Raw genomic sequence first — 25304 nt, forward strand, 5'->3', positions numbered from 1 at the left:
CTGATTACTCTCCAGTGCGACAACAGCGCCCTTTGTCGACGTTTGCTGAATCCAAGGCTGCCAGAATAGAACAATGGCTTGCATCGTCGTCCACGTGGCCACAACACGCATCATTAATCTTTTTAAGTGCGGTGCGAATCTTAGTTAACTCGGTAATCTTCTCATCAATCATCTCTAGTTTTGCTGAGGTAATCGACTTCACTTCGGCGCAACTGTGCTGTGTGGCCTCGAGACGAATCTCAAGCAATTCTTTGATTTCATCTAAACTCAGCCCTAACTCTTTAGATTTGAGAATAAACGTCACCTGCTTTTGGTTATTTTCATCATATAAGCGATAACCCGACTCACTGCGACTGGCTGGCGCGATCAGGTTATTCTTCTCATAAAATCGCAAGGTATCGGCTGTTACACCGCATCGTTTCGCTAATTCACCGATCTGAAACATGTTTTTTCCTACTGTTTCGTCCATTCCACAATTAACCTTATCGTTACTTTTCAGGTTGAAATGGCACTTTTCATAATTAATTTTGAGATGCCAAACGATTGCGCGAGCTTTTTTGTAATAAATTAGTTAGAATCTGCGCCATCAAATTTGGAGTTGGTTATCTTATAGCTTAATCATAAGACTAACCCAAAAGGTCTTTACCAAAACTGGCCAATATTTTATCTCTTACTGGTATCTAAGATAATCCACGCTAAGAAGATAGAAACAAGTTCTTTTTTGGCAAATATCTTTATTTTAACCCCATGAATTTGAGGAAGATGGAAGCATGAATAACGCTCGTCCAATTCGCCGCGCTCTAATCAGCGTATCAGACAAAACTGGTATCGTTGAATTTGCACAAGCTCTTGCTAACCGTGGTGTAGATATCCTATCTACCGGTGGCACTGCTCGCCTGCTTGCTGAAAAAGGCATCTCTGTTACAGAAGTATCTGACTACACTGGTTTCCCAGAAATGATGGATGGCCGTGTTAAGACTCTGCACCCAAAAGTTCATGGTGGTGTTCTAGGCCGTCGTGGTCAAGATGATGACGTGATGGAAACTCACGGTATCAACCCTATCGATATGGTTGTTGTAAACCTATACCCATTCGCAGAAACCGTTGCTAAAGAAGGTTGTACCCTTGCTGACGCTGTTGAAAACATCGACATCGGTGGTCCAACAATGGTTCGCTCTGCAGCGAAAAACCACAAAGACGTCACTATCGTTGTTAACGCACACGACTACGAGCGCGTTGTCGCTGAAATGGACGCGAACGAGAAATCTCTAACGCTAGAGACTCGCTTCGACCTAGCTATCGCGGCATTCGAGCACACCGCTTCTTACGACGGCATGATCGCTAACTACTTCGGCACTATGGTTCCATCTTACGGTGCCTCTCTACTTGATGAAGAAGGAAAGAAGGCTGACGAAGAGTCTAAATTCCCTCGCACGTTCAACCAACAGTTCGAGAAAAAACAAGACATGCGCTACGGTGAGAACAGCCACCAAGCTGCTGCATTCTATGTTGAAGCGAACCCTGAAGAAGCATCTGTTTCTACTGCTCGCCAAATTCAAGGTAAAGCCCTTTCTTACAACAACATCGCTGACACCGACGCAGCACTTGAGTGTGTGAAAGAGTTCGACCAGCCAGCATGTGTGATCGTTAAGCACGCTAACCCATGTGGTGTTGCACTAGGTGAAGACATCCTAGAAGCTTACGACCGTGCATTCAAAACAGACCCAACGTCTGCATTTGGCGGCATCATCGCTTTCAACCGTGAACTAGACGCAGCAACAGCAACGGCTATCACTGAGCGTCAATTCGTTGAAGTTATCATTGCACCATCAGTTTCTGCTGAAGCAGTAGAGATCGTAGCGGCTAAGAAAAACCTTCGCCTACTTGAGTGTGGCGAGTGGACAACTAAGACAACTGGCTTTGACGTGAAACGCGTTAACGGTGGTTTGCTAGTTCAAGACCGCGACCAAGGCATGGTGTCTGAAGATGACCTTAAAGTGGTTTCTAAGCGCCAACCTACAGCTGAAGAACTAAAAGATGCTCTATTCTGCTGGAAAGTAGCGAAGTACGTTAAATCTAACGCTATCGTTTACTCGAAAGGCGATATGACAATCGGTGTAGGCGCTGGCCAGATGAGCCGCGTTTACTCTGCGAAAATCGCAGGCATCAAAGCTGCAGACGAAGGTCTACAGGTTGAAGGTTGTGTGATGGCATCTGACGCGTTCTTTCCATTCCGTGACGGTATCGACGCGGCGGCAGAAGCTGGCATCAAATGTGTTATCCAACCGGGCGGCTCTATGCGTGATGACGAAGTTATCGCAGCAGCAGACGAACACGGCATGGCGATGATCTTTACTGGCATGCGTCACTTCCGCCACTAATTTCCTCTTCGTATTTGGCACTGTGGCGTCGTTAGCTGCTTTCGTCCACCCCGGTCACATAGCGGGCTATGTGACCGGGGATGGGCTCAATTGCTGCCTAGCCACATCACCAACTACTTTGAGCAGAATTTATAATTTTGTTTTTTAAATATTCCGATATTTGAAATACGTAGAGCAAGTCAGTGACTTTAGTTCAAGGAAAACACGCGGAGCTTATGACTATAAGTGAGCATGCTTGACACAGAAATAAAGGCTCTGAAGCAGCTATAAGGATTTTAAAACATGAACGTATTGATTATTGGTGCCGGCGGTCGTGAGCATGCACTAGGTTGGAAAGCGGCACAAAACCCAAACGTTGAAACGGTATTCATTGCTCCAGGTAACGCAGGTACTGCACTTGAGCCGAAACTTGAGAACGTAAACATCGGTGTTGAAGACATCGCTGGTTTAGTGGCGTTTGCTCAAGAGAAAAAAATCGAACTGACTATCGTTGGCCCTGAAGCGCCATTAGTTATTGGTGTGGTTGACGCATTCCGCGAAGTGGGTCTGCCTATCTTTGGTCCAACTCAAGCGGCAGCACAGCTTGAAGGTTCGAAAGCATTCACTAAAGATTTCCTAGCTCGTCATGACATCCCAACGGGTTACTACGCGAACTTCACTGAGATTGAGCCGGCTATCGCTTACGTACGTGAGCAAGGCGCGCCAATCGTAGTAAAAGCTGACGGTCTTGCAGCAGGTAAAGGCGTTATCGTTGCGATGACACTTGAAGAAGCTGAAGACGCAATCAAAGACATGCTAGCGGGCAACGCATTTGGCGAAGCTGGCAGCCGCGTGGTTATCGAAGAGTTCCTTGAAGGCGAAGAAGCAAGCTTCATCGTAATGGTTGACGGTTCTAGCGTGCTTCCTATGGCCACCAGCCAAGATCACAAACGTGTTGGCGACAAAGACACTGGTCCTAATACTGGCGGTATGGGTGCTTACTCTCCTGCTCCAGTTGTGACGCCTGAAATCCACAACCGTATCCTTGAGGAAGTTATCTACCCAACGGTACGTGGTATGGACGCTGAGGGCGCACCTTACACTGGTTTCCTTTACGCTGGCCTAATGATCGATGCTGACGGCACACCTAAGGTTATCGAATACAACTGCCGCTTCGGCGATCCAGAAACGCAACCTATCATGATGCGTATGGAGTCAGACCTTGTTGAGCTTTGCCTAATGGCTATCGACGAGAAACTAGACGAAGCAGAATCGAAGTGGGATCCACGCGCTTCTATCGGTGTTGTTCTTGCGGCTGGCGGTTACCCTGCTGACTACGCAAAAGGTGACGTAATTTCACTACCAACAAGCGAAGTTGAAGGCCAAAAGGTTTTCCACGCAGGTACGACAAATAACGAAGCTGGCGACGTGGTGACAAACGGTGGTCGTGTACTTTGTGCAACGGCACTGGGTAACACGGTTTCTGAAGCTCAAGAGCGTGCTTACGCGTTGACGAAGCAAGTTAGCTGGAATGGTATGTTCCACCGCAATGACATTGGTTACCGTGCGATTGCGCGCGAGCAAGAGCAGTAATCAATTTTGTTACTCGCTTACTTTCCATAACAGTAAGCAAATAGCAGTAAGCGAATAACAGCAAAAGGCGCCTCGATAGGCGCCTTTTTTATTACTCAATCTTTCTAGGAATCTGCGCCTGTACAGACAAATTAGCACTTGGCCTACAGTAGGCCAAATACTCTCAAACCTTTGATTGTTAGCTATTCTTTCAACAATGATGGCCTAACGACACAATCATGGCTGTCTTCAGCCAGCATCAGTAACTCTTTCACGCTCATCTTACCCAGTGAATCACTGCCAAGAAACGCCGCATAGCTTTCCACAGATGCCAATCGGTCGATCACGAAGCTTGGTAAAGTCTGGTTAAATTCAATGCGATCAAATTCACCACCAGCGCACGTCTTAAAAGAGCTGCCATCCCAGTAACCCTGAACCAATCTTAGCCCTTCGTCATTCTGCTTCATCGTAGTCTCTAGAACCGATTTAGCTTCTTTCTGGTAGTTTTCAAGCTGCTTAGCTTGGATAGGTAAGATTTTGCTGTCGATACGATACTGTTGATACACAGCTTCGCCCGACTTATTGAAACGCACATGGACACGATAAGGAACCAGCTTATTAGAAGAGTTACGCTGCTCGCCTTCACGAATGAATTCACGAAGCACACTTTCTGACCAAGCATAGTCAGTTTGGTACCAGCCGTAATCGCCTACAGTGACGTAGTCAGCTGAAGTATGAGGTTGTGTTAGCTTGTTTGTAACCCAGTAAAAACTTGTCGCGTCGCCCATGACTTGGCCGCCGGTGTGAGTTTCAAATTGCTCTAGGTTTTTGCGAGGGCTTGTTGAAGAACAGCCAATAAGAAATGTAGATAATAGTGAAACGAGAAGAAATGCTTTTTTCATAAAAACCTGTACCGAGGTGGAATACGACTACCTCGGTACAGTTTAGATTATTTCACTGAATCTTTCAGCGCTTTACCTGCAACAAATGCTGGAACATTTGCAGCAGCGATTTGGATCTCATCACCAGTTTTTGGGTTACGACCAGTGCGAGCTGCACGGTGGTTTACTTTAAAAGTACCAAAACCAATTAGCTGAACTTGATCGCCATCTTTAAGAGCATCTGTAACACCGCCAAGAGTCGCTTCTAGAGCAGCTTTAGCTTGTGCTTTAGAAAGGTCCGCTTTTTCAGCAATAAAGTCGATTAATTGAGTCTTGTTCATTTTAGGTTTCCCTTCTTTGTATTTTTGAATTCAATTCACTCTAAAACATAAATGCCCCATCTGGCAAAGGTTTGTCGTCGATCTTTAGCTCTAATGCCGTAGTTTTAGCCATAATATGAGTAATAACTCACAATTTGTTACTGATTTTATTAAGCAAGCCCTTGTTTAAAAGGGGCTGAGAGCAAAATTAATGATGACCTAGCCACTACTTTTTCACTATAATCCACGCTGAATCGCTGCTAAAGCGTACAATTTAATTTAAGGGCAAACATGCTGCTGCTAACTATTTACGTCTCCATTGCTATTGGAGTTTCTTTCATTTGTTCTGTTTTGGAAGCTGTACTTTTGAGTATTAGTCCGAGCTACATTGCTCAACTAAAACAAAATGGGCACCCTGCAGCAGAGTCTTTAGACAAACTGAAAACAGATATTGACCGCCCGCTTGCGTCAATTTTAACGCTCAACACCATCGCGCATACTATCGGTGCTGCGACAGCAGGTGCACAAGCGGCTGTCGTTTTTGGTAGCCAATGGTTAGGTGTCTTCTCTGCCGTGCTAACGCTAGGTATTTTGGTACTGTCTGAGATTGTTCCAAAAACCATTGGTGCAACCTACTGGCGTCAACTTGCTCCTACTTCAGCAAGTGTGCTGCGTTGGATGGTGTTCTTCCTAACACCGTTTGTATGGTTCTCAGAACAGATCACCAAACGTCTTGCTCGTGGCCACCAAGCACCCAAAATGCGTGATGAACTATCTGCAATGGCGATTTTGGCAAAAGAGAGCGGCGAGTTTGCAGAAGGCGAATCAAAAATCCTGAGCAACCTACTGGGTATTCAAGATGTACCCGTGACTCAGGTAATGACGCCGCGCCCAGTGGTATTCCGTGTTGATGCGGAAATGAGTGTGAATACCTTCCTAGAACAACATAAAGATACGCCATTCTCACGCCCGCTGGTTTACAGCGAGCAGAGTGACAACATCATCGGTTTTGTTCACCGCTTAGAGCTGTTTAGATTGCAGCAAGCCGGTTGTGGTGAGAAAGCTCTGGGTGAGGTAATGCGCCCTATCCACGTGTTGCTGAACAACATGGGCTTGGCTAAGGCCTTTGACCAGATGATGGCAAACCGCCTGCAACTGTCTTTAGTTGTGGACGAGTACGGCACCATTCAGGGCATCATCACCCTAGAAGATATCTTTGAACACCTAGTGGGTGAAGAGATTGTCGACGAAGCGGATAAGACGACTGACATGCAAGAACTGGCGTTCCAACGCTGGGAAAAGTGGAAAGAGACACACGGTGTTATCGAAAACCGCGATGACGAGGACGAGCTAGAGGAAGAAACTCCAGCAGACAACGATTCCTCAGATTCAACATCAGCGGATGACGACGACGCATCAAAAGATAAGGCATCAAAAGACAAAGCGCAGAACGAAGACAAAAAAGACGCTTAATCTAAATTTGATATCGTCAGATACAATAAAGGCTCCCTAGGGAGCCTTTGTTTTTATTCGTACCTTGGTGCGATAGCGAATTATAACGCAACACCAATGTTACTGACTGGGTCTTCACGCAGTTCGTGGCGTAGGTCTTTGATCAACTCTAAGTCACGCTCAGTCGTTTCACGTAGAGGTCGGAAAATGGCCCACTGAACGTCCCACTCTTCACATACCGCTTCGTTTTCTTTCTGGTTTTCGTTGGTCACTTCTTCAGCGCCTTGAGCAAACTCAAGCTCAGCAACCGTCTTCACCGATTGTTGACTCACTTTAATTACCGCTTCCAACATATGTTCACGGTCAAGCAGGCCATGAATTAGCGTTGCTAGGCCTTGGCATGCGTCCATTGCTGGGTAAACACCATAAAAATCAAAATCATCACCGCTAGGGAATAGCTCTTCAACCTTCTCAAGTTGACGCTCAAAGTTCACCTTTGCTGTTTTAACCGTCAGGATTTCCCAAATGCTATCCAAAACATCACGATAGATTCGAGCTTCCGCAAATTCTGTATTCTCACAAAACATGGCATAGTTAGGGTACATACGCTCACATAGACACGCCATAAAGGTAATTTGTTGCCAAGGTTCTAACTTTTCAAGACGAACCTGCAGTGGATTCTGAAGCATAGTCACTCAATAATTGCAGAAAAAGACAGCGAAAGTGTACTTGATAAACCCTGGGGGGAAAAGGTAAGCCGATGAACAATTTCACGAATAAGCTCTATATTCTTACTGAGCATAACGATACCTATACGCAACTGATTCTAAACCAGGATTTACCCGACCTAGAAATTACTCAAAACCCCGAGTTAGCTGAAATTGTATTAGCCTCGCCTCCCCTGATAGCCGAGCGCCTTGGCGAGTTTAAAGAGCTAGACTGGGTACAGAGTACCTACGCTGGCATCAATAAACTCACTCAGCCAGACCTTCGTCAGGATTACACGCTGACCAACGTCAAAGGTATCTTCGGTCCTGCTATCGCGGAGTACGTTTTAGGTTACGCAATCAGCCACTGTAGACACTTTCCTCATTACCACCAGCATCAACAACAACGAAACTGGCAGCCACAGCTTTATACTAGCCTAACTGACAAAACTATGGTGATTTTAGGAACAGGTTCAATCGGCAGTCATTTAGCAAAAACCGCGGCCGCTTTTGGTATTCATACCATAGGTGTCAACCGTACGGGCATCCCATCCAAACAAGAAACCTTTAAAGAGACGTTCCACATCAATGAGATAGAGGCTGCCCTCAAGCAGGCCGATATTGTGGTCAACACCCTGCCATCAACTGCTGAAACCTATCAGTTGTTGAACCAAACCACGTTAGGCTACTGCTCTAATGTGTTGCTGTTTAATGTCGGTCGAGGAGAGAGCATCGACAATAAAGCCTTGTTGCTCGCCATAAAAAACAGATGGGTAGAACACGCATTTTTAGATGTGTTTGAAAGTGAACCCCTCTCGCAAGAACACCCTTTCTGGAAACTACCGCAAGTTACCATCACTCCGCACATCGCTGCACTCAGTGAGCCAAGACAAGTGGTCGAGATCTTCGCAGAGAATTACCAACAATGGCGAGATGGCTTTACACTTAATCATGTCATCGATTTTGATAAAGGTTACTGATGTCCTCTTCGTTACTTAAAGAGATTCGACAATGCCGAGCTTGTGAACCTCACCTATCACACGGTGCCAACCCAGTGATTCAAGCACACCCAAATGCGCGTTTGCTGATCATAGGTCAAGCGCCGGGTATCAAGGTGCACGAGTCGTCGATCCCTTGGAATGACGCCAGTGGCGAACGATTAAGAGACTGGTTAGGGATAGACAGCGATACTTTTTACGACGAGCATAAAGTCGCGATTGTGCCTATGGGGTTTTGTTATCCGGGAAAAGGAAAGAGTGGCGATCTGCCACCACGCAAAGAATGCGCAGAGCTCTGGCACAAAAAGGTACTGCAGTCATTGCCCAACATTCAAATGACACTATTGATTGGTCAATATGCGCAAAACTATTATTTAAAGGAAAGAACCACCAAAACGCTGACAGAAACAGTCAAAAACTGGCAGGCTTGGGCGCCTGAATTTTTGCCATTACCTCACCCTTCGCCACGCAATAATATCTGGCTAAAGAAGAACCCTTGGTTTGAAAGTGAAGTCATTCCCTATATCAGGAAACACATCTCAGAGCATTTGGCCTACCATGATCCAAATACCTAATTAACTGCACACAACAAGATTAAACCGCGATCAAATACCAATTTCAGACAATAAAAAAGCGCTGTTGGTTTCCCAACAGCGCTTTCAGTCATCTTACTCAGAGTTACTTGTGGTAAGGCTTAGACAATTCGTGAACAGCGTCAACGAATACACCAGCGTTCTCTGGCGGTACATCTAAGTGGATACCGTGGCCTAGGTTAAATACATGACCTGTACCACCGTCGCCGAAGCCTTCTAGGATGCTGCCCACTTCTTCGCGAATACGTTCAGGCTGAGCGTAAAGCATTGAAGGATCCATGTTACCTTGCAGAGCAACTTTGTCGCCGATGCGAGCTTTTGCATCTGCGATGTTGATTGTCCAGTCTAGACCAACCGCATCACAACCTGTTGCTGCGATAGACTCAAGCCACATGCCACCGTTCTTAGTGAACAAAGTAACCGGTACACGACGACCTTCGTTTTCACGGATTAAGCCATCAACGATTTTGTGCATGTATTGCAGTGAGAATAGGTTGTAGTCACGAGGAGTCAGTACACCACCCCATGTATCAAATACCATTACTGATTGAGCACCCGCTTTAATTTGCGCGTTCAGGTATTCGATAACACTGTCAGCCAGCTTGTCTAGAAGCAGGTGCAGTGTTTGTGGTTCTGCGTACATCATCTTTTTGATCTTAGTGAATGCTTTAGAGCTCCCACCTTCAACCATGTATGTCGCTAGAGTCCATGGGCTACCAGAGAAACCAATCAGCGGCACTTCGCCTTTCAGGTCTTTACGGATCTGACGAACGGCATTCATTACGTATTGAAGCTCACCTTCTGGATCGGGTAAGCCAATCTTCTCTACGTCAGCTTTACACGTGATAGGACGCTCAAACTTAGGACCTTCACCTGTTTCAAAGTACAAACCTAAGCCCATTGCATCAGGGATAGTTAGGATGTCTGAGAACAAGATTGCCGCATCAAGCGGGAAACGACGTAAAGGTTGAAGTGTTACTTCTGATGCCAGTTCCGCGTTTTTGCACAAAGACATGAAATCGCCCGCTTCAGCGCGCGTTGCTTTGTACTCAGGAAGATAGCGGCCAGCTTGGCGCATCATCCATACCGGTGTGTAATCAACAGGCTGTTTTAAAAGTGCGCGTAAATAGCGATCGTTTTTTAATTCGGTCATTCCGTTAAATTCCAATTCAATCTTGTCTAGTTTTGATGGCAAGTATTCTAACACTGATTGAAGGGTAAAAGCTGTGTGCTTTGCAACCTAGATCAAGTTATTAACTTTTAAATCAATGCTTAATTTGCACCCAATTACGGGAGCATGTTAAAAATTTGTTCGCTAGCGAAAATTACAATTATAACATCTGAGTAGTCACTACTCAGCATCTCATAACGACATCTTACTTACCCCCTCCACTTGTGGAGGGTTTTTTTTAGCTTTTGACTACCCATAGGCTAAATACTATCACAGGCCAATTAGTGCTCTAGCATCTGCTCCGTCACACCATCTTTCATCACGTCATCAACTGTTTTCTCAATCAACTGTCTCGCAATGGTTCCAACAGGAGCAACATCAGGTAGGCCTGTTACGCCAAACCATTGAGCATCCGATAGCTCGCTATAGTCAGGCTTAAGCGTACCACCAGCATAATCTGCAAGAAAGCCCATCATCATACTCGATGGAAACGCCCATGGCTGACTGCCAAAGTAACGAATGTTGTCGACATCGATACCCGTTTCTTCTTTGACTTCTCTTGCCACACACTGCTCTAAGGTTTCTCCGACCTCTAGGAAGCCCGCTATCACGGTATACATGCCTGTTTTATGTCTTGGGTGCTGCGCAAGCAATATCTTGTTGTGGTTTCGTACAGCGACAATGATGCACGGGAAGATACGAGGATAATGAAGCGTGCGGCAATCTCCACACTGCATCGCCACCTGGTTATGATTGAGGTGATTACGGCCGCCACATTGAGGGCAAAAGCGCATACTTTGAGTCATATGCCCATATTGGATGGCTTTGCTTGCAGTCAAGAAACTCGCTTCAGGCCAGTGCAGCAACTCTCTTAGGCTGACCATGCTCAACTTATTCTCCACATCACAATCGTTGAGCCAATACACCTTGCGACCTTGATGTTGACCAATACAGATTGCATGCTCAATACTCAGCCCTAGCTCTTCAGCAGAGCCAAACGGAAACTGATCATTATTAACCCAAATATCACTACCAGAAACGACGCACCAATAAGCTTGCTCTGTCATTTTTTTATCACTTTTTTTTAACATCCCTATGCCTCATTGCTTGCAGTTCGTTCATTTTACTGGCAATCTAATTTCATACTAGAGTTGTAGCAGAGAATATTTCAAGCTATTACTTTTAGTAGCTACCAATAAAACGGACCCTGCTTAGGCAATTACTTGATCACAAGGTTGTGATCAGATCATGAGGACATGGTCATGCTAAATAAATTCAAACAAATACAAGAACAATGGGGTGGCTCTAATGAGGTCATCGATCATTGGCTCGAAACTCGACAGTCTCTAATCGTTGAGTATTGTAAGCTTGCCGCTCTGCAGCCTTCATCGTCGAAAGCAACTGCAATCACCGAACTGCCTTCTCCAGAAGAGCTCCAAAAATTCAGCCAACACCTTGTTGATTACATCTCTGAAGGTCATTTCAAAATCTATGACATGGTGATGGATAAATGGCAGTCTACTGGCTTCAAAGCAACAGACGAAATCAACCAATCTTATGGTCATATCGTTCTTACCACAGATCCACTGCTCAACTTCACCGATAAATACGCTGCCATTGAAGCGACCGATACATTAGAAAGCTTTGATAGTGAGCTATCACTCGTTGGTGAGATTCTTGAGGCGAGATTTGCGGTTGAAGACCAACTGATACAACAAATTGCCGACAGCCTAGCGGTCCCACCAGGAGCGTAATGGCTTAACATCTTCTAAGCTTGCCTCTGTGCAAGCTTTTTGTTTTGTCTGTAGCGTTACCTAAAACATCCAACTCTTCTACCAGAGGTTATTGGTTCGTCCCTACTCTGATGTTTTGCGATAACCAGACTTAACACTTGTCACCAGTTTCACCCTCACGCTCTTCCTGCAAACACTCAAAACTACCTTCGAAAAAGTACTCGTGACTAAGTCCACCAGCCAAGCAATCAAGCAATCAAGCAATCAAGCAATCAAGCAAACCTATCAGATTCTAATCTATAGGCCCTCGTTAAACACCAATACGCCAGATACAAAAAAGGCACCCAAAGGTGCCTTTTTCTTATCTCTTAGAGACTACTCGTAGAGCTTACTCTTCTGAAGAGAAACCAGCGTTTAGAAGTGCTGCTAGGTTGTCAGTAGCTTGTTCAGCTGAAGGACCTTCTTGCTCTTCTTCACGTTGCTTTTGACGCTCTTGGTGGTATGCGAAACCAGTACCAGCTGGGATCAGACGACCAACAATTACGTTCTCTTTCAGACCGCGAAGGTCATCACGCTTACCAGAAACCGCAGCTTCTGTTAGTACGCGAGTCGTTTCTTGGAACGATGCAGCTGAGATGAATGACTCAGTTGCAAGAGATGCTTTAGTAATACCTAGTAGATCACGTTCGAAACGTACTAGTTCTTTACCTTCAGCTTCTAGCTTACGGTTAGCAATCTTAACATTGTGGTACTCAACTTGTTCGCCAGGTAGGAACGGAGAGTCACCAGAATGAGTGATTGTACACTTACGTAGCATTTGACGAACGATAGTCTCGATGTGCTTATCGTTAATCTTTACGCCTTGTAAGCGGTAAACTTCTTGAACTTCGTTCGCGATGTACTGAGTTACTGCGTGGATACCACGTAGACGCAGGATATCGTGTGGAGTTTCAGGACCGTCGGCGATTACATCACCACGTTCAATCTTCTCACCTTCGAACACGTTCAATTGACGATGCTTAGGAATCATCTCTTCGTAAGCGTCACCGCCTTCACGAGTGATTACTAGACGACGCTTACCTTTCGTTTCTTTACCGAAAGACACAGTACCTGTGTGCTCAGCAAGGATCGCAGGCTCTTTAGGCTTACGAGCTTCGAATAGGTCAGCTACGCGTGGTAGACCACCGGTGATATCTTTGTTTCCGCTCGATTTTTGAGGGATACGAGATAGTGTGTCACCAATGCCAACTTCAGCGCCATCTTCAATGTTTACAATCGCTTTGCCAGGTAGGAAGTAGTGAGCTGGCATATCAGTACCAGGGATCATTACGTCGTTACCTTGCTCATCAACAAGTTTGATAGCTGGACGCATATCTTTACCTGCTGCTGGGCGAGCTGCTGCGTCTGTAACTTCACTTGAAGAAAGACCCGTTAGATCGTCAGTTTGACGAGAAACTGTAATACCATCGATCATATCTACGAATTGGATACGACCTGCCACTTCAGTGATGATTGGCATGGTATGCGCTTCCCAGTTAGCTACAACTTCACCAGCAGTAACTGCTGCGTTGTCGCCTTTGGTTAGCATCGAACCGTAAGGAAGTTTGTGCTTCTCTTTAGTACGGCCGAATTCATCAATAATCGTCATCTCAGATGCACGAGAAGTGATAACCAGTTTCTTATCTTTGTTAACTACGAACTTAGCATTGTGAAGTTTCACAGTACCAGTTGTCTTAGCTTGGATGCTGTTCTCTGCTGCTGCAGTAGATGCCGCACCACCGATGTGGAACGTACGCATCGTTAGCTGTGTACCCGGTTCACCGATAGATTGTGCAGCGATAACACCAACTGCTTCACCTTGGTTCACTAGGTGACCACGTGCTAGGTCACGACCGTAACACTGTGCACAACAACCGAAGTCTGCATCACAGGTAACAACAGAGCGCACTTTCATGCTATCTACTGAGTTGTCTTCCATGATTTGACACCACTTCTCATCAATCAGAGTATTACGTGGAATCAGTACATCTTCAGTACCAGGCTTAAGAACGTCTTCAGCTACTACACGACCTAGAGCAAGCTCAGAAAGTGCAACTTTAACGTCACCACCTTCGATGTGAGGCATCATGTCGATACCTTCATGCGTGCCACAGTCATGTTCGTGTACTACAACGTCTTGAGCAACGTCTACTAGACGACGAGTTAGGTAACCCGAGTTTGCTGTTTTCAGTGCTGTATCCGCAAGACCCTTACGAGCACCGTGCGTTGAGATAAAGTACTGAAGGACGTTTAGACCTTCTTTAAAGTTCGCGGTGATCGGCGTTTCGATGATTGAACCATCTGGACGCGCCATCAGACCACGCATACCTGCTAGCTGACGAATCTGAGCTGCAGAACCACGTGCGCCCGAGTCGGCCATCATGTAGATGCTGTTGAACGATTCTTGCTGTTCTTCTTCGCCGTCACGGTTGATAACTGTTTCAGAAGATAGGTTATCCATCATTGCTTTCGCAACGCGGTCATTCGTAGATGCCCAGATATCGATAACTTTGTTGTAACGCTCACCCGCAGTAACAAGACCAGATTGGAATTGCTCTTGGATTTCGCGAACTTCTTCTTCAGCAGATTCAATTTCATCGTATTTCGCTTGAGGTACAACCATATCGTCGATACCTACAGAAACACCAGAAAGTGCAGCGTATGCAAAACCTGCGTACATGATTTGGTCAGCAAATACTACTGTATCTTTTAGACCAAGCTTACGGTAACACTCGTTAAGAAGAGTAGAGATCTGCTTCTTACCTAACTTTTGGTTAACGATGCTGTACGGTAGGCCAGCTGGAACGATTTGCCATAGCATTGCACGGCCGACAGTTGTATCAACCATCTTCGTTTCAGTAGTGCTGTTACCATCTTCGTCTACTACAGTCTCGGTGATACGTACTTTAACGCGAGCGTGTAGCTCAGCAGTCTTAGTACGGTATGCCTTTTCAGCCTCAGCAGGGCCAGCAAGGTACATACCTTCGCCTTTCACGTTGATCTTGTCACGTGTCATGTAGTAAAGACCCAATACAACGTCCTGAGAAGGTACGATGATCGGATCACCTGACGCTGGCGACAGAATGTTATTCGTCGACATCATCAGTGTACGTGCTTCAAGCTGTGCTTCTAGAGTTAGAGGCACGTGTACCGCCATTTGGTCACCATCGAAGTCGGCGTTGTATGCCGCACACACTAGTGGGTGAAGCTGAATCGCTTTACCTTCGATTAGTACTGGTTCAAACGCTTGGATACCTAGACGGTGAAGTGTAGGTGCACGGTTAAGCAGTACTGGGTGTTCGCGGATTACTTCGTCTAGGATATCCCAAACGATAGCTTCTTCGCGCTCTACCATCTTCTTAGCAGCTTTGATTGTCGTAGCCATGCCACGAGTTTCTAGCTTGCTGTAGATGAACGGCTTAAATAGCTCAAGTGCCATCTTCTTAGGAAGACCACACTGATGTAGACGAAGGTATGGACCTACTGTGATTACAGAACGGCCAGAGTAGTCTACACGTTTACCTAGAAGGTTCTGACGGAAACGACCCTGTTTACCCTTGATCATATCAGCAAGAGATTTCAGAGGACGCTTGTTCGAACCAGTGATAGCACGACCACGACGACCGTTATCTAGAAGTGCATCAACAGACTCTTGCAGCATACGTTTTTCGTTACGTACGATGATGTCCGGAGCAGCTAGCTCTAGAAGACGCTTCAAACGGTTGTTACGGTTGATCACACGACGGTAAAGGTCGTTCAGATCTGAAGTCGCAAAACGACCGCCATCTAGTGGTACTAGAGGACGTAGATCTGGCGGCAGAACCGGAAGTACAGTCAGAATCATCCATTGCGGATCGTTACCCGATGCAATGAACGCTTCAACTAGCTTCAGGCGCTTAGTAACTTTTTTACGCTTAGTTTCTGAGTTAGTTGTTTCTAACTCTTCGCGCATTTCTTCCACTTCTTGATGAAGGTCCATTGTTGCAAGCAGATCTTTGATCGCTTCAGCACCCATCTTAGCAGTGAATTCGTCACCCCACTCTTCTAGACGATCCAGATACTCTTCTTCAGTAAGCATCTGAGATTTTTCTAGATCAGTCATACCTGGTTCAGTTACTACGTACATCTCGAAGTAAAGAACACGTTCGATATCACGTAGAGGGATATCCATTAGTAGACCGATACGAGACGGTAGTGATTTTAGGAACCAGATGTGAGCAACTGGTGAAGCTAGCTCGATGTGGCCCATGCGGTCACGACGAACTTTAGTTTGTGTAACTTCAACGCCACACTTCTCACAGATAACACCACGGTGCTTCAGGCGCTTGTATTTGCCACAAAGACATTCGTAGTCTTTAACTGGACCAAAAATACGTGCACAGAACAGACCATCACGTTCAGGTTTGAACGTACGATAGTTAATTGTTTCCGGCTTTTTAACTTCACCAAAAGACCATGAACGGATCATGTCTGGTGAAGATAGACCGATTTTGATTGCATCAAATTCTTCGGTCTTATGCTGTGCTTTTAGAAAGTTTAATAAGTCTTTCACATTCAGCTCCTGTAAGGAGTTAAAGGAGCTCACTGCTGTAGCAAGCTCCCTTTTACCAAATAATCCTATCTTCTTTTAAAAAAGAGGAGGGATTACTCTTCGTCTTCTAGCTCGATGTTGATACCTAGCGAGCGAATCTCTTTCAACAGTACGTTGAACGACTCAGGCATACCAGGTTCCATGCTATGGTTACCGTCTACGATGTTCTTATACATCTTAGTACGGCCGTTAACGTCATCCGACTTAACTGTTAGCATTTCTTGTAGAGTATATGCAGCACCGTATGCTTCTAGTGCCCATACTTCCATCTCACCGAAACGCTGACCACCGAACTGAGCTTTACCACCAAGTGGTTGCTGAGTTACTAGGCTGTAAGAACCAGTTGAACGAGCGTGCATCTTGTCATCAACCAAGTGGTTCAGTTTCAGCATGTACATGTAACCAACAGTTACAGGACGCTCAAACGAATCACCAGTACGACCATCAAACAGTTTAAGCTGACCAGATTCTGGCAGATCACCCAGTTTAAGTAGTTCTTTGATTAGAGATTCAGAAGCACCGTCGAACACAGGAGTAGCAATCGGTAGACCGCCACGTAGGTTCTTGATCAGTGTACGAACTTGATCATCAGACAGTTCAGCAATATCAACTTTCTGACGAGTATCACCAAGATCGTAAACCTTCTGTAGGAACTCACGGAACTTATGCAGTTCTTGTTGTTCCTTAACCATTTGGTTGATCTTGTCACCGATACCTTTCGCAGCCAAACCTAAGTGAACTTCTAGGATCTGACCGATGTTCATACGCGATGGTACACCCAGCGGGTTAAGTACGATGTCTACAGGCTGACCTTTCTCATCGTATGGCATGTCTTCAACAGGGTTAATCTTAGAGATTACACCTTTGTTACCGTGACGACCGGCCATCTTATCACCAGGCTGGATACGACGTTTAACCGCTAGGTAAACTTTAACAATCTTAAGAACGCCAGGCGCTAGATCATCACCTTGAGTGATTTTACGACGCTTAGTTTCAAACTTCTTATCGAAGTCTGCTTTTAGCTCATCCCACTGCTCAGCAAGTTGCTCAAGCTGTGTTTGTAGCGCATCGTCTTCTAGAACTTGCTCTAGCCATTGCTTACGACCGATAGTATCAAGCTTAGCTTCAGAGTAACCACCAGACAGAAGTACAGCTTTAACACGGTTAAGAAGGCCACCCTCAAGAATTTGGAACTCTTCAGTTAGGTCTTTCTTAGCTTCTTTAAGCTGCATCTGTTCGATTTCAAGTGCACGCTTGTCTTTCTCTACGCCATCGCGAGTGAAGACTTGTACATCGATGATAGTACCCGAAACAGAGTTTGGTACACGTAGAGAAGTATCTTTAACATCAGATGCTTTCTCACCGAAGATAGCACGTAGTAGCTTCTCTTCAGGAGTCAGTTGAGTTTCACCTTTAGGGGTTACTTTACCAACTAGGATGTCGCCACCCTTAACTTCAGCACCAATGTAAACGATACCTGACTCGTCTAGTTTAGACAGAGCAGACTCACCTACGTTTGGAATATCAGCTGTGATCTCTTCAGAACCCAGCTTAGTATCACGAGCCACACAAGATAGTTCTTGGATGTGGATTGTCGTGAAACGGTCTTCTTGAACTACGCGCTCAGATACTAAGATCGAGTCTTCGAAGTTGTAACCGTTCCAAGGCATGAATGCGATACGCATGTTTTGGCCAAGAGCAAGTTCACCAAGGTCTGTTGAAGGACCATCAGCAAGAACATCACCGCGTGCAACTGGTTCACCTGGAAGTACAGTTGGACGTTGGTTAATACATGTGTTTTGGTTCGAACGCGTGTACTTAGTTAGGTTGTAGATATCGATACCAGCTTCGCCAGGTACCAATTCATCTTCGTTAACCTTAACTACGATACGAGAAGCGTCTACAGACTGAACTTGACCACCACGTTTAGCAACCGCTGTAACACCAGAGTCAACTGCGATGTTACGTTCGATACCCGTACCTACTAGAGGCTTATCAGCCTTAAGTGTTGGTACAGCTTGACGTTGCATGTTGGCACCCATCAATGCACGGTTCGCATCATCGTGTTCTAGGAACGGGATAAGCGAAGCAGCGATAGATACAACCTGGTTTGTCGCAACGTCCATGTAGTCAACGTGATCGCGTGGGTGAAGACCAGATTCACCTTTTTGACGAGCTGTGATTAGCTCATCTGCAAACGTACCTTCTTCAGTAAGAATGGTGTTTGCTTGCGCGATTACGAATTGACCTTCCTGGATTGCAGACAGGTAATCAACTTCTTCTGTTACTACACCATCAACTACACGACGGTACGGAGTTTCTAGGAAACCGTAATCGTTACAACGTGCAAACGCAGATAGCGAGTTAATTAGACCGATGTTTGGACCTTCAGGCGTTTCGATCGGACATAGACGACCGTAGTGAGTTACGTGAACGTCACGTACTTCGAAGCCTGCGCGCTCACGAGTAAGACCACCAGGACCTAAAGCAGAGATACGACGTTTGTGCGTAACTTCTGACAATGGGTTGTTTTGGTCCATGAACTGTGAAAGCTGTGAAGAGCCAAAGAATTCTTTAACTGCAGCAGAGATCGGCTTAGCGTTGATAAGATCTTGAGGCATGATTGCATCAAGGTCACCAAGGCTTAGGCGTTCTTTAACGGCACGTTCTACACGAACTAGACCAACACGGAATTGGTTTTCTGCCATTTCACCTACAGAACGGATACGACGGTTGCCAAGGTGGTCGATATCGTCCACTTCACCAATACCGTTACGGATACCAATCAGTTTCTTCATCACTTCGATGATGTCTGATTCATCCAGAGTACCGCGCTCTTCTTCTTCTTCACGCTCGATAGAGCTGTTGAACTTCATACGACCTACAGTTGATAGGTCGTAACGTTCTTCAGAGAAGAATAGGCTTTCGAATAGAGACTCTGCAGCTTCTTTCGTTGGTGGCTCGCCAGGACGCATCATGCGGTAGATTTCTACCAATGCAGAGATGCGATCTACTGTGCTATCTGCACGTAGAGTGTCTGACATGAATGGACCGTGATCTAGGTCATTCGTGAACAGAGTTTGTAGAGCCTTGTGGCCTGCTTGAGACAGGTTAGCAAGTGCTTCTAGGCTAATCTCTTGGTTCGCGCCAACGATGATCTCACCAGTTGCTTCATTGATGTAATCTTTAGATGCAACTTTACCAACGATGTACTCTACTGGTACTTCGATGTGCTCAACGCCATCTTTCTCAAGTTGACGGATATGGCGAGCAGTAACACGACGACCAGTCTCAACGTAAGTTTTGCCGTTTGCTTCGATGTCGAATGACGCAGTTTCACCACGTAGACGATCAGGAACCAACTCCATAAGAAGAGTTTGGTCTTTAACTTCGAAGTTCACTTTGTCGAAGAATAGATCAAGGATCTCTTCAGTCGATTTACCAAGTGCACGAAGAATAATCGATGCTGGTAGCTTACGACGACGGTCGATACGTACGAATAAGTTATCCTTAGGATCGAACTCAAAGTCTAACCATGAGCCACGATAAGGAATTACACGTGCGTTATAAAGAACTTTACCTGATGAGTGGGTCTTACCCTTATCACTGTCGAAGAACACGCCTGGGCTTCGGTGCAGCTGGGATACGATAACCCTCTCGGTACCATTAATTACGAAAGTACCATTGTCTGTCATAAGCGGAATTTCGCCCATGTAGACTTCTTGTTCTTTAATGTCTTTTACAGTACCTGCTGGTGCATCTCGATCAAAGATAACTAGACGTAGTTTTACGCGTAGTGGCTTTGAGTAAGTAACACCGCGGATTTGACATTCTTTAACGTCAAAAACTGGCTCACCAAGACGGTAGCTAACGTATTGCAGCTCAGAATTGCCGTTGTAGCTCTGAATTGGAAATACAGAACGGAAAGCAGCTTCAAGACCGTATTGACCTTCTGGATCCTGTTCGATGAATTTGTCGAAAGAATCAAGCTGGATCGATAACAGGTATGGAATGTCCAAAACTTGTGGACGAGTACCAAAATCCTTACGGATGCGCTTTTTCTCGGTATAAGAGTAAACCATGGGGTTCCTCAGCTCGCTGATAAGTGACCCAAACCACCCAAAACACTCTTCAGAGGGGGTGGTGACAAACAGCTGTTTAGTGGTAGTGAACAATCATTTCGAAAAAATGACTGTTTTTTTGCTCGGATTATGACGGTTAAACAGCGGAAATTTCGTCATAGCCCTACAGCGCAAAAAGGCCGGTGGTTAATAAACCACCAGCCATTAGCCTTGCGGCTATGAAATTAAGTAATAATTACTTGATTTCAACAGAAGCGCCAGCTTCTTCTAGCTGTGCTTTAAGAGCTTCAGCTTCAGCTTTGTCAACGCCTTCTTTAAGCGCTGCAGGAGCTGAGTCTACAAGACCTTTAGCTTCTTTAAGACCTAGGCCAGTTGCGCCACGTACAGCTTTGATAACTTGTACTTTGTTAGCGCCAGCAGCAGTTAGGATAACGTCGAATTCAGTTTGCTCAGCAGCAGCGTCGCCGCCAGCTGCGCCGCCAGCTACAACAGCAGCAGCTGCAGTAACGCCGAATTTCTCTTCCATAGCTTCGATAAGCTCAACAACTTGCATTACAGACATTTCTGCAACTGCGTCTAGGATTTGCTCGTTAGTAATAGACATAACAATTCTCTTTTAAGTCAACAATAAGTTTAAATAGCAACCAGTGAAAAGCAAGGCTTATGCCGCAGCTTCTTCTTTTTGGTCGCGAACAGCAGCGATAGTACGAACCAGCTTGCCAGCAGAAGCTTCTTTCATGCACATCATTAGGCGTGCGATAGCTTCGTCGTAAGTTGGTAGTGTCGCTAGTACTTCAGCATCAGTAACTGCGCCTTCAAATGCAGCAGCTTTGATCTCGAAATCTTTATTCTCTTTAGCGAAGTCTTTGAAAAGACGCGCTGCAGCACCTGGGTGCTCATTAGAGAATGCGATCAGAGTTGGACCAGTGAAAGTGTCTACTAGACACTCGTAGTCTGTACCCTGAACCGCACGGCGTGCTAGTGTGTTACGAACAACTTTCATGTAAACACCCGCTTCGCGAGCTTGTTTACGTAGAGAAGTCATTGCGCCAACTTCAACGCCACGAGAATCAGCTACAACTGCAGAAAGTGCACCACTGGCAGCTTCGTTGACTTCAGCAACAATTGCTTTTTTGTCTTGAAGATTTAAAGCCATTTGGATTAACCTCTGGTTGTGATTACAGCACTCAATACAAAATGTAATGAGCGTTTACGATGTTATTTAAAAATGAATAAATTCACTTCAAACCACAACATCGCCTACGTAGGTTTTATTAAGCTATCAATAATCTAATGAAAATCGACAGCGCCTACGGTCTTGGGATAGATGATTTCAAATTGCTTTAAAACCACCCAACCACAAATATTAGGCGCAGAAGTATACACTAAATCTGCGCCTAAGCAAATTAGTTTGCTTGAGTGTCAAGACTAGCTTGATCAACAGCAACACCAGCACCCATCGTAGTAGAGATGCTTACTTTCTTCAGGTAAGTACCCTTAGCTGAAGAAGGCTTAGCTTTCTTAAGAGCAACTAGAAGAGCTTCTAGGTTCTCTTGAAGCTGGTTAGCTTCGAAAGATGCTTTACCGATAGTAGTGTGGATGATGCCGTTCTTGTCGTTACGGTAACGAACCTGACCAGCTTTAGCGTTCTTAACCGCTTCAGCAACGTTAGGAGTTACAGTACCAACTTTAGGGTTTGGCATAAGGCCGCGTGGACCTAGGATTGTACCTAGTTGACCAACAACACGCATTGCATCTGGAGAAGCAACAACAACGTCGAAGTTCATTTCGCCTTTTTTCACTTGCTCAGCAAGATCTTCCATACCAACGATATCTGCGCCAGCTGCTTTAGCTGCTTCTGCGTTTGCACCTTGAGTGAACACAGCAACGCGGATGTCACGGCCAGTACCGTGAGGTAGCACAGTTGCGCCACGAACGTTTTGGTCAGATTTACGAGCATCGATGCCTAGGTTAACAGCAACATCTACAGACTCAACGAATTTAGCAGTCGCTAGTTCTTTAAGAAGAGCAACAGCTTCGTTGATTTCGTATTCTTTAGTCGCGTCAACTTTGTCGCGGATTACGCGCATACGCTTAGTAAGTTTAGCCATGATCTTATCCCTCTACCACTAGGCCCATTGAACGAGCAGTACCAGCAATAGAACGCTTCATTGCTTCGATGTCAGCACCAGTCATATCAGCAGCTTTAGTTTCTGCGATTTCCTGTACTTGAGCGTCAGTTACAGTACCAACTTTCTCAGTGTTTGGACGACCTGAACCAGACTTAACGCCAGCAGCTTTCTTAAGAAGAACAGCAGCAGGTGGAGTCTTAGTTACGAACGTGAAAGAACGGTCGTTGTAAACAGTAATAACTACTGGAGTAGGTAGACCTTTCTCAACAGATTCTGTTTTTGCGTTGAACGCTTTACAGAATTCCATGATGTTCACGCCGTGTTGACCTAGAGCAGGACCAACCGGTGGACTTGGGTTTGCCATACCAGCTGCAACTTGCAGTTTGATATAAGCTTCAACTTTCTTAGCCATGATATTTCCTAATATTTTGGGTACATGCGCTAGCCGTAAGGCGAGCTCCCCATAAATTCAATTAACTCTTTTTTACTTCCGCAGAAGCAAAAAGGCGCGAAATTATAATCATAATTCGCGCCTTTAACAACCCTAAAAAGGTGATTTTTTATACTCTTTTATTTTGAACAACTTATGAAGCATTTATCCACAGCTTGCTCAAATGTCAGAGTTTTAGTCCAGTTTTTCAACCTGACCAAATTCAAGCTCAACTGGTGTTGCACGACCAAAGATCGATACAGATACCTTAATGCGGCTTTTCTCGTAATCTACTTCTTCAACAGTACCGTTGAAGTCAGCAAATGGACCATCGTTCACACGAACCACTTCACCCGCTTCGAACATTGTCTTAGGACGTGGAGACTCGCTCGCTTTCTCTAGACGGTTCAAGATAGCATCAGCTTCTTTATCAGTGATTGGTGCAGGACGATCAGAGGTACCACCAATGAAGCCCATAACACGCGGAATGCTGCGTACTAAGTGCCATGATTCATCATTCATGATCATTTGAACTAATACGTAGCCAGGGAAGAATTTACGTTCACTTTTACGACGTTGGCCAGCACGCATTTCCACTACTTCTTCAGTAGGTACTAGCACATCGCCAAATAGTTCTTCCATGTTGTGCATTTTAATATGCTCGCGTAGCGACTGTGCAACACGACCTTCAAAGCCAGAAAAGGCTTGAACTACATACCAACGTTTTTTTGGAGCTTCACTCATGAATCAGAACCCTCTACACCCCAGTTGCTAGAGAAACTAGACGGACCATAATGCCGTCAATTCCCCAAAGCACTAGAGACATAACAATACATACAGCTAAAACGATCAATGTAGTTTGCATAGTTTCTTGGCGAGTAGGCCAAACAACTTTACGAATCTCCATACGAGATTCTTTTGCAAAATCGATCGCAGCTTTACCTTTAGTTGTTGTTGCTGCAACGCCTAGTGCGGCAGCAATCAGCACAACTACACCTGCAGCGCGAATTACAACAGACAATTCACCATACAGGTAATTACCCACAACAGCAGCAGCCAACAGAACAAAAGCGACAATCCACTTCATTGTATCTGCTGCACCTGAGCTATCAGGAGTTTCAGCGTTTGCTTTCATAAAACCAACCTGTGATAAGTCTTAAATATAGACGACAATAACCCCGCTGTTGCAGGGCACATTCCTTTGCGTTGCAAAACAACACATCTAACAGTCATTTTAGTCAAAAAGACCGTTTAATTCTTTGCTAAGAGCAAAAATCGATGTCAAAACATCCAACTCTTTTTTTAGCGCAGAAAAAGGGCATCAAATGATGCCCTTTTTACTAGTGGTTCGTCAAATCTTATGCAAAGATTTTAGCTACAACACCAGCACCAACTGTACGGCCACCTTCGCGGATTGCGAAACGTAGACCTTCGTCCATTGCGATTGGAGCGATTAGCTCAACAGTCATTTGAACGTTGTCACCTGGCATTACCATTTCTACGCCTTCTGGTAGAGTGATGTCGCCTGTTACGTCAGTTGTACGGAAGTAGAACTGTGGACGGTAACCTTTGAAGAAAGGAGTGTGACGGCCGCCTTCGTCTTTAGAAAGTACGTATACTTCAGACTCAAACTTAGTGTGTGGGTTGATAGAACCTTTCGCAGAAAGTACTTGACCACGTTCAACGTCATCACGCTTAGTACCACGTAGAAGTGCACCAACGTTCTCACCTGCACGACCTTCGTCAAGCAGTTTACGGAACATTTCAACACCAGTACAAGTAGTAAGAGTAGTCTCTTTGATACCAACGATTTCTACTTCGTCACCTACACGTAGGATACCGCGCTCGATACGACCAGTTACAACAGTACCACGACCTTGGATTGAGAATACATCTTCAATTGGTAGTAGGAACGGTTGGTCAACTGCACGCTCTGGCTCAGGAATGTAAGAATCTAGTGCTTCTGCAAGCTCAACGATCTTGTCTTCCCACTGCTTCTCGCCGTTTAGTGCGCCAAGTGCAGAACCTTGGATAACTGGTAGGTCATCACCTGGGAAGTCGTATTCAGAAAGAAGTTCACGAACTTCCATCTCAACTAGCTCAAGTAGCTCTTCGTCATCAACCATGTCACATTTGTTCATGAATACGATGATGTAAGGGATACCAACTTGACGACCAAGTAGGATGTGCTCACGAGTTTGAGGCATAGGGCCGTCAGTCGCAGCAACAACTAGGATACCGCC

The 25304-nt window shown here is 45.4% G+C and carries 21 protein-coding genes; 6 read left to right on the forward strand and 15 right to left on the reverse strand.

Annotation, left to right across the window (positions count from 1 at the left end; all coding sequences use genetic code 11):
• Positions 1–4: 4 nt before the first annotated feature.
• A complete protein-coding gene (gene zntR, locus CWO13_RS20815) occupies positions 5–445 on the reverse strand; it encodes a Zn(2+)-responsive transcriptional regulator (protein ID WP_048659207.1) in 441 nt (146 codons plus the stop codon).
• Positions 446–770: 325 nt separating this feature from the next.
• Here zntR and purH point away from each other — a divergent pair, with 325 nt between their 5' ends.
• Positions 771–2381, forward strand: coding sequence for a bifunctional phosphoribosylaminoimidazolecarboxamide formyltransferase/IMP cyclohydrolase (gene purH / locus CWO13_RS20820; RefSeq protein WP_102433244.1), 1611 nt, complete (start codon positions 771–773; stop codon positions 2379–2381).
• 282 nt (positions 2382–2663) lie between these two features.
• Complete coding sequence (gene purD / locus CWO13_RS20825) at positions 2664–3953, forward strand: phosphoribosylamine--glycine ligase (protein WP_048612396.1); 1290 nt, start codon at positions 2664–2666, stop codon at positions 3951–3953.
• A 182-nt stretch (positions 3954–4135) separates the two neighbouring features.
• Here the strand turns inward: purD and CWO13_RS20830 are convergent, their stop codons facing one another.
• A complete protein-coding gene (locus CWO13_RS20830) occupies positions 4136–4834 on the reverse strand; it encodes a DUF1481 domain-containing protein (protein ID WP_048659209.1) in 699 nt (232 codons plus the stop codon).
• Positions 4835–4881: 47 nt separating this feature from the next.
• Entirely contained in the window at positions 4882–5154 is a 273-nt protein-coding gene (gene hupA / locus CWO13_RS20835; protein ID WP_004729753.1) for a nucleoid-associated protein HU-alpha, read from the reverse strand.
• 270 nt (positions 5155–5424) lie between these two features.
• Here hupA and CWO13_RS20840 point away from each other — a divergent pair, with 270 nt between their 5' ends.
• The gene (locus tag CWO13_RS20840; protein ID WP_102433245.1) at positions 5425–6606 is read left to right on the forward strand and encodes a CNNM domain-containing protein; all 1182 of its coding nucleotides are present in this window, start codon (positions 5425–5427) and stop codon (positions 6604–6606) included.
• Positions 6607–6686: 80 nt separating this feature from the next.
• Here CWO13_RS20840 and CWO13_RS20845 read toward each other — a convergent pair whose 3' ends face one another.
• Positions 6687–7274: a YjaG family protein gene (locus CWO13_RS20845; RefSeq protein ID WP_017062699.1), complete on the reverse strand. Its 588-nt coding sequence runs from the start codon at positions 7272–7274 to the stop codon at positions 6687–6689.
• Positions 7275–7345: 71 nt separating this feature from the next.
• Between CWO13_RS20845 and CWO13_RS20850 the strand changes: the two genes are divergently transcribed.
• Together CWO13_RS20850 and CWO13_RS20855 are read left to right on the forward strand one after the other, a co-directional pair.
• A complete protein-coding gene (locus CWO13_RS20850; protein WP_055319891.1) occupies positions 7346–8272 on the forward strand; it encodes a D-2-hydroxyacid dehydrogenase in 927 nt (308 codons plus the stop codon).
• Positions 8272–8865: a uracil-DNA glycosylase family protein gene (locus tag CWO13_RS20855; protein ID WP_108083445.1), complete on the forward strand. Its 594-nt coding sequence runs from the start codon at positions 8272–8274 to the stop codon at positions 8863–8865. Before CWO13_RS20850 ends, CWO13_RS20855 begins: the two co-directional genes overlap by 1 nt.
• Positions 8866–8968: 103 nt before the next feature.
• Here CWO13_RS20855 and hemE read toward each other — a convergent pair whose 3' ends face one another.
• Together hemE and nudC are read right to left on the reverse strand one after the other, a co-directional pair.
• The gene (gene hemE, locus CWO13_RS20860) at positions 8969–10036 is read right to left on the reverse strand and encodes a uroporphyrinogen decarboxylase (protein WP_017060530.1); all 1068 of its coding nucleotides are present in this window, start codon (positions 10034–10036) and stop codon (positions 8969–8971) included.
• Positions 10037–10335: 299 nt separating this feature from the next.
• The gene (gene nudC / locus CWO13_RS20865; RefSeq protein WP_102433248.1) at positions 10336–11145 is read right to left on the reverse strand and encodes an NAD(+) diphosphatase; all 810 of its coding nucleotides are present in this window, start codon (positions 11143–11145) and stop codon (positions 10336–10338) included.
• Between the two features lie 165 nt (positions 11146–11310).
• Between nudC and CWO13_RS20870 the strand changes: the two genes are divergently transcribed.
• Positions 11311–11808: an Rsd/AlgQ family anti-sigma factor gene (locus CWO13_RS20870; protein WP_048605474.1), complete on the forward strand. Its 498-nt coding sequence runs from the start codon at positions 11311–11313 to the stop codon at positions 11806–11808.
• A 367-nt stretch (positions 11809–12175) separates the two neighbouring features.
• Here CWO13_RS20870 and rpoC read toward each other — a convergent pair whose 3' ends face one another.
• The 9 genes from rpoC to tuf all read right to left on the reverse strand — a co-directional run.
• Positions 12176–16378 carry a DNA-directed RNA polymerase subunit beta' gene (gene rpoC / locus CWO13_RS20875; RefSeq protein ID WP_017060527.1) on the reverse strand — a complete coding sequence of 1401 codons (4203 nt, stop codon included), beginning with the start codon at positions 16376–16378 and terminating at the stop codon, positions 12176–12178.
• A gap of 92 nt (positions 16379–16470) precedes the next feature.
• Entirely contained in the window at positions 16471–20499 is a 4029-nt protein-coding gene (gene rpoB / locus CWO13_RS20880) for a DNA-directed RNA polymerase subunit beta (protein WP_017060526.1), read from the reverse strand.
• A 235-nt stretch (positions 20500–20734) separates the two neighbouring features.
• Positions 20735–21103 carry a 50S ribosomal protein L7/L12 gene (gene rplL, locus CWO13_RS20885; protein ID WP_017631516.1) on the reverse strand — a complete coding sequence of 123 codons (369 nt, stop codon included), beginning with the start codon at positions 21101–21103 and terminating at the stop codon, positions 20735–20737.
• A gap of 57 nt (positions 21104–21160) precedes the next feature.
• On the reverse strand, positions 21161–21655 hold the full coding sequence (gene rplJ / locus CWO13_RS20890) for a 50S ribosomal protein L10 (protein ID WP_010435550.1): 495 nt from the start codon (positions 21653–21655) through the stop codon (positions 21161–21163).
• 250 nt (positions 21656–21905) lie between these two features.
• Entirely contained in the window at positions 21906–22610 is a 705-nt protein-coding gene (gene rplA / locus CWO13_RS20895; RefSeq protein WP_048659214.1) for a 50S ribosomal protein L1, read from the reverse strand.
• A 4-nt stretch (positions 22611–22614) separates the two neighbouring features.
• A complete protein-coding gene (gene rplK, locus CWO13_RS20900; RefSeq protein ID WP_010435555.1) occupies positions 22615–23043 on the reverse strand; it encodes a 50S ribosomal protein L11 in 429 nt (142 codons plus the stop codon).
• A 213-nt stretch (positions 23044–23256) separates the two neighbouring features.
• Positions 23257–23805 (reverse strand): transcription termination/antitermination protein NusG, encoded by a 549-nt coding sequence (nusG, locus tag CWO13_RS20905; protein ID WP_010435556.1) that lies wholly within the window; start codon positions 23803–23805, stop codon positions 23257–23259.
• A 13-nt stretch (positions 23806–23818) separates the two neighbouring features.
• Positions 23819–24196 (reverse strand): preprotein translocase subunit SecE, encoded by a 378-nt coding sequence (gene secE / locus CWO13_RS20910; RefSeq protein ID WP_010435558.1) that lies wholly within the window; start codon positions 24194–24196, stop codon positions 23819–23821.
• Between the two features lie 223 nt (positions 24197–24419).
• Positions 24420–25304 (reverse strand): elongation factor Tu (gene tuf, locus CWO13_RS20915; protein ID WP_108083446.1); only part of this gene is annotated, 885 nt, incomplete at its 5' end.

Source organism: Vibrio sp. ZF 223, from assembly GCF_003050585.1.
Taxonomy (GTDB): Bacteria; Pseudomonadota; Gammaproteobacteria; order Enterobacterales; family Vibrionaceae; genus Vibrio; species Vibrio crassostreae.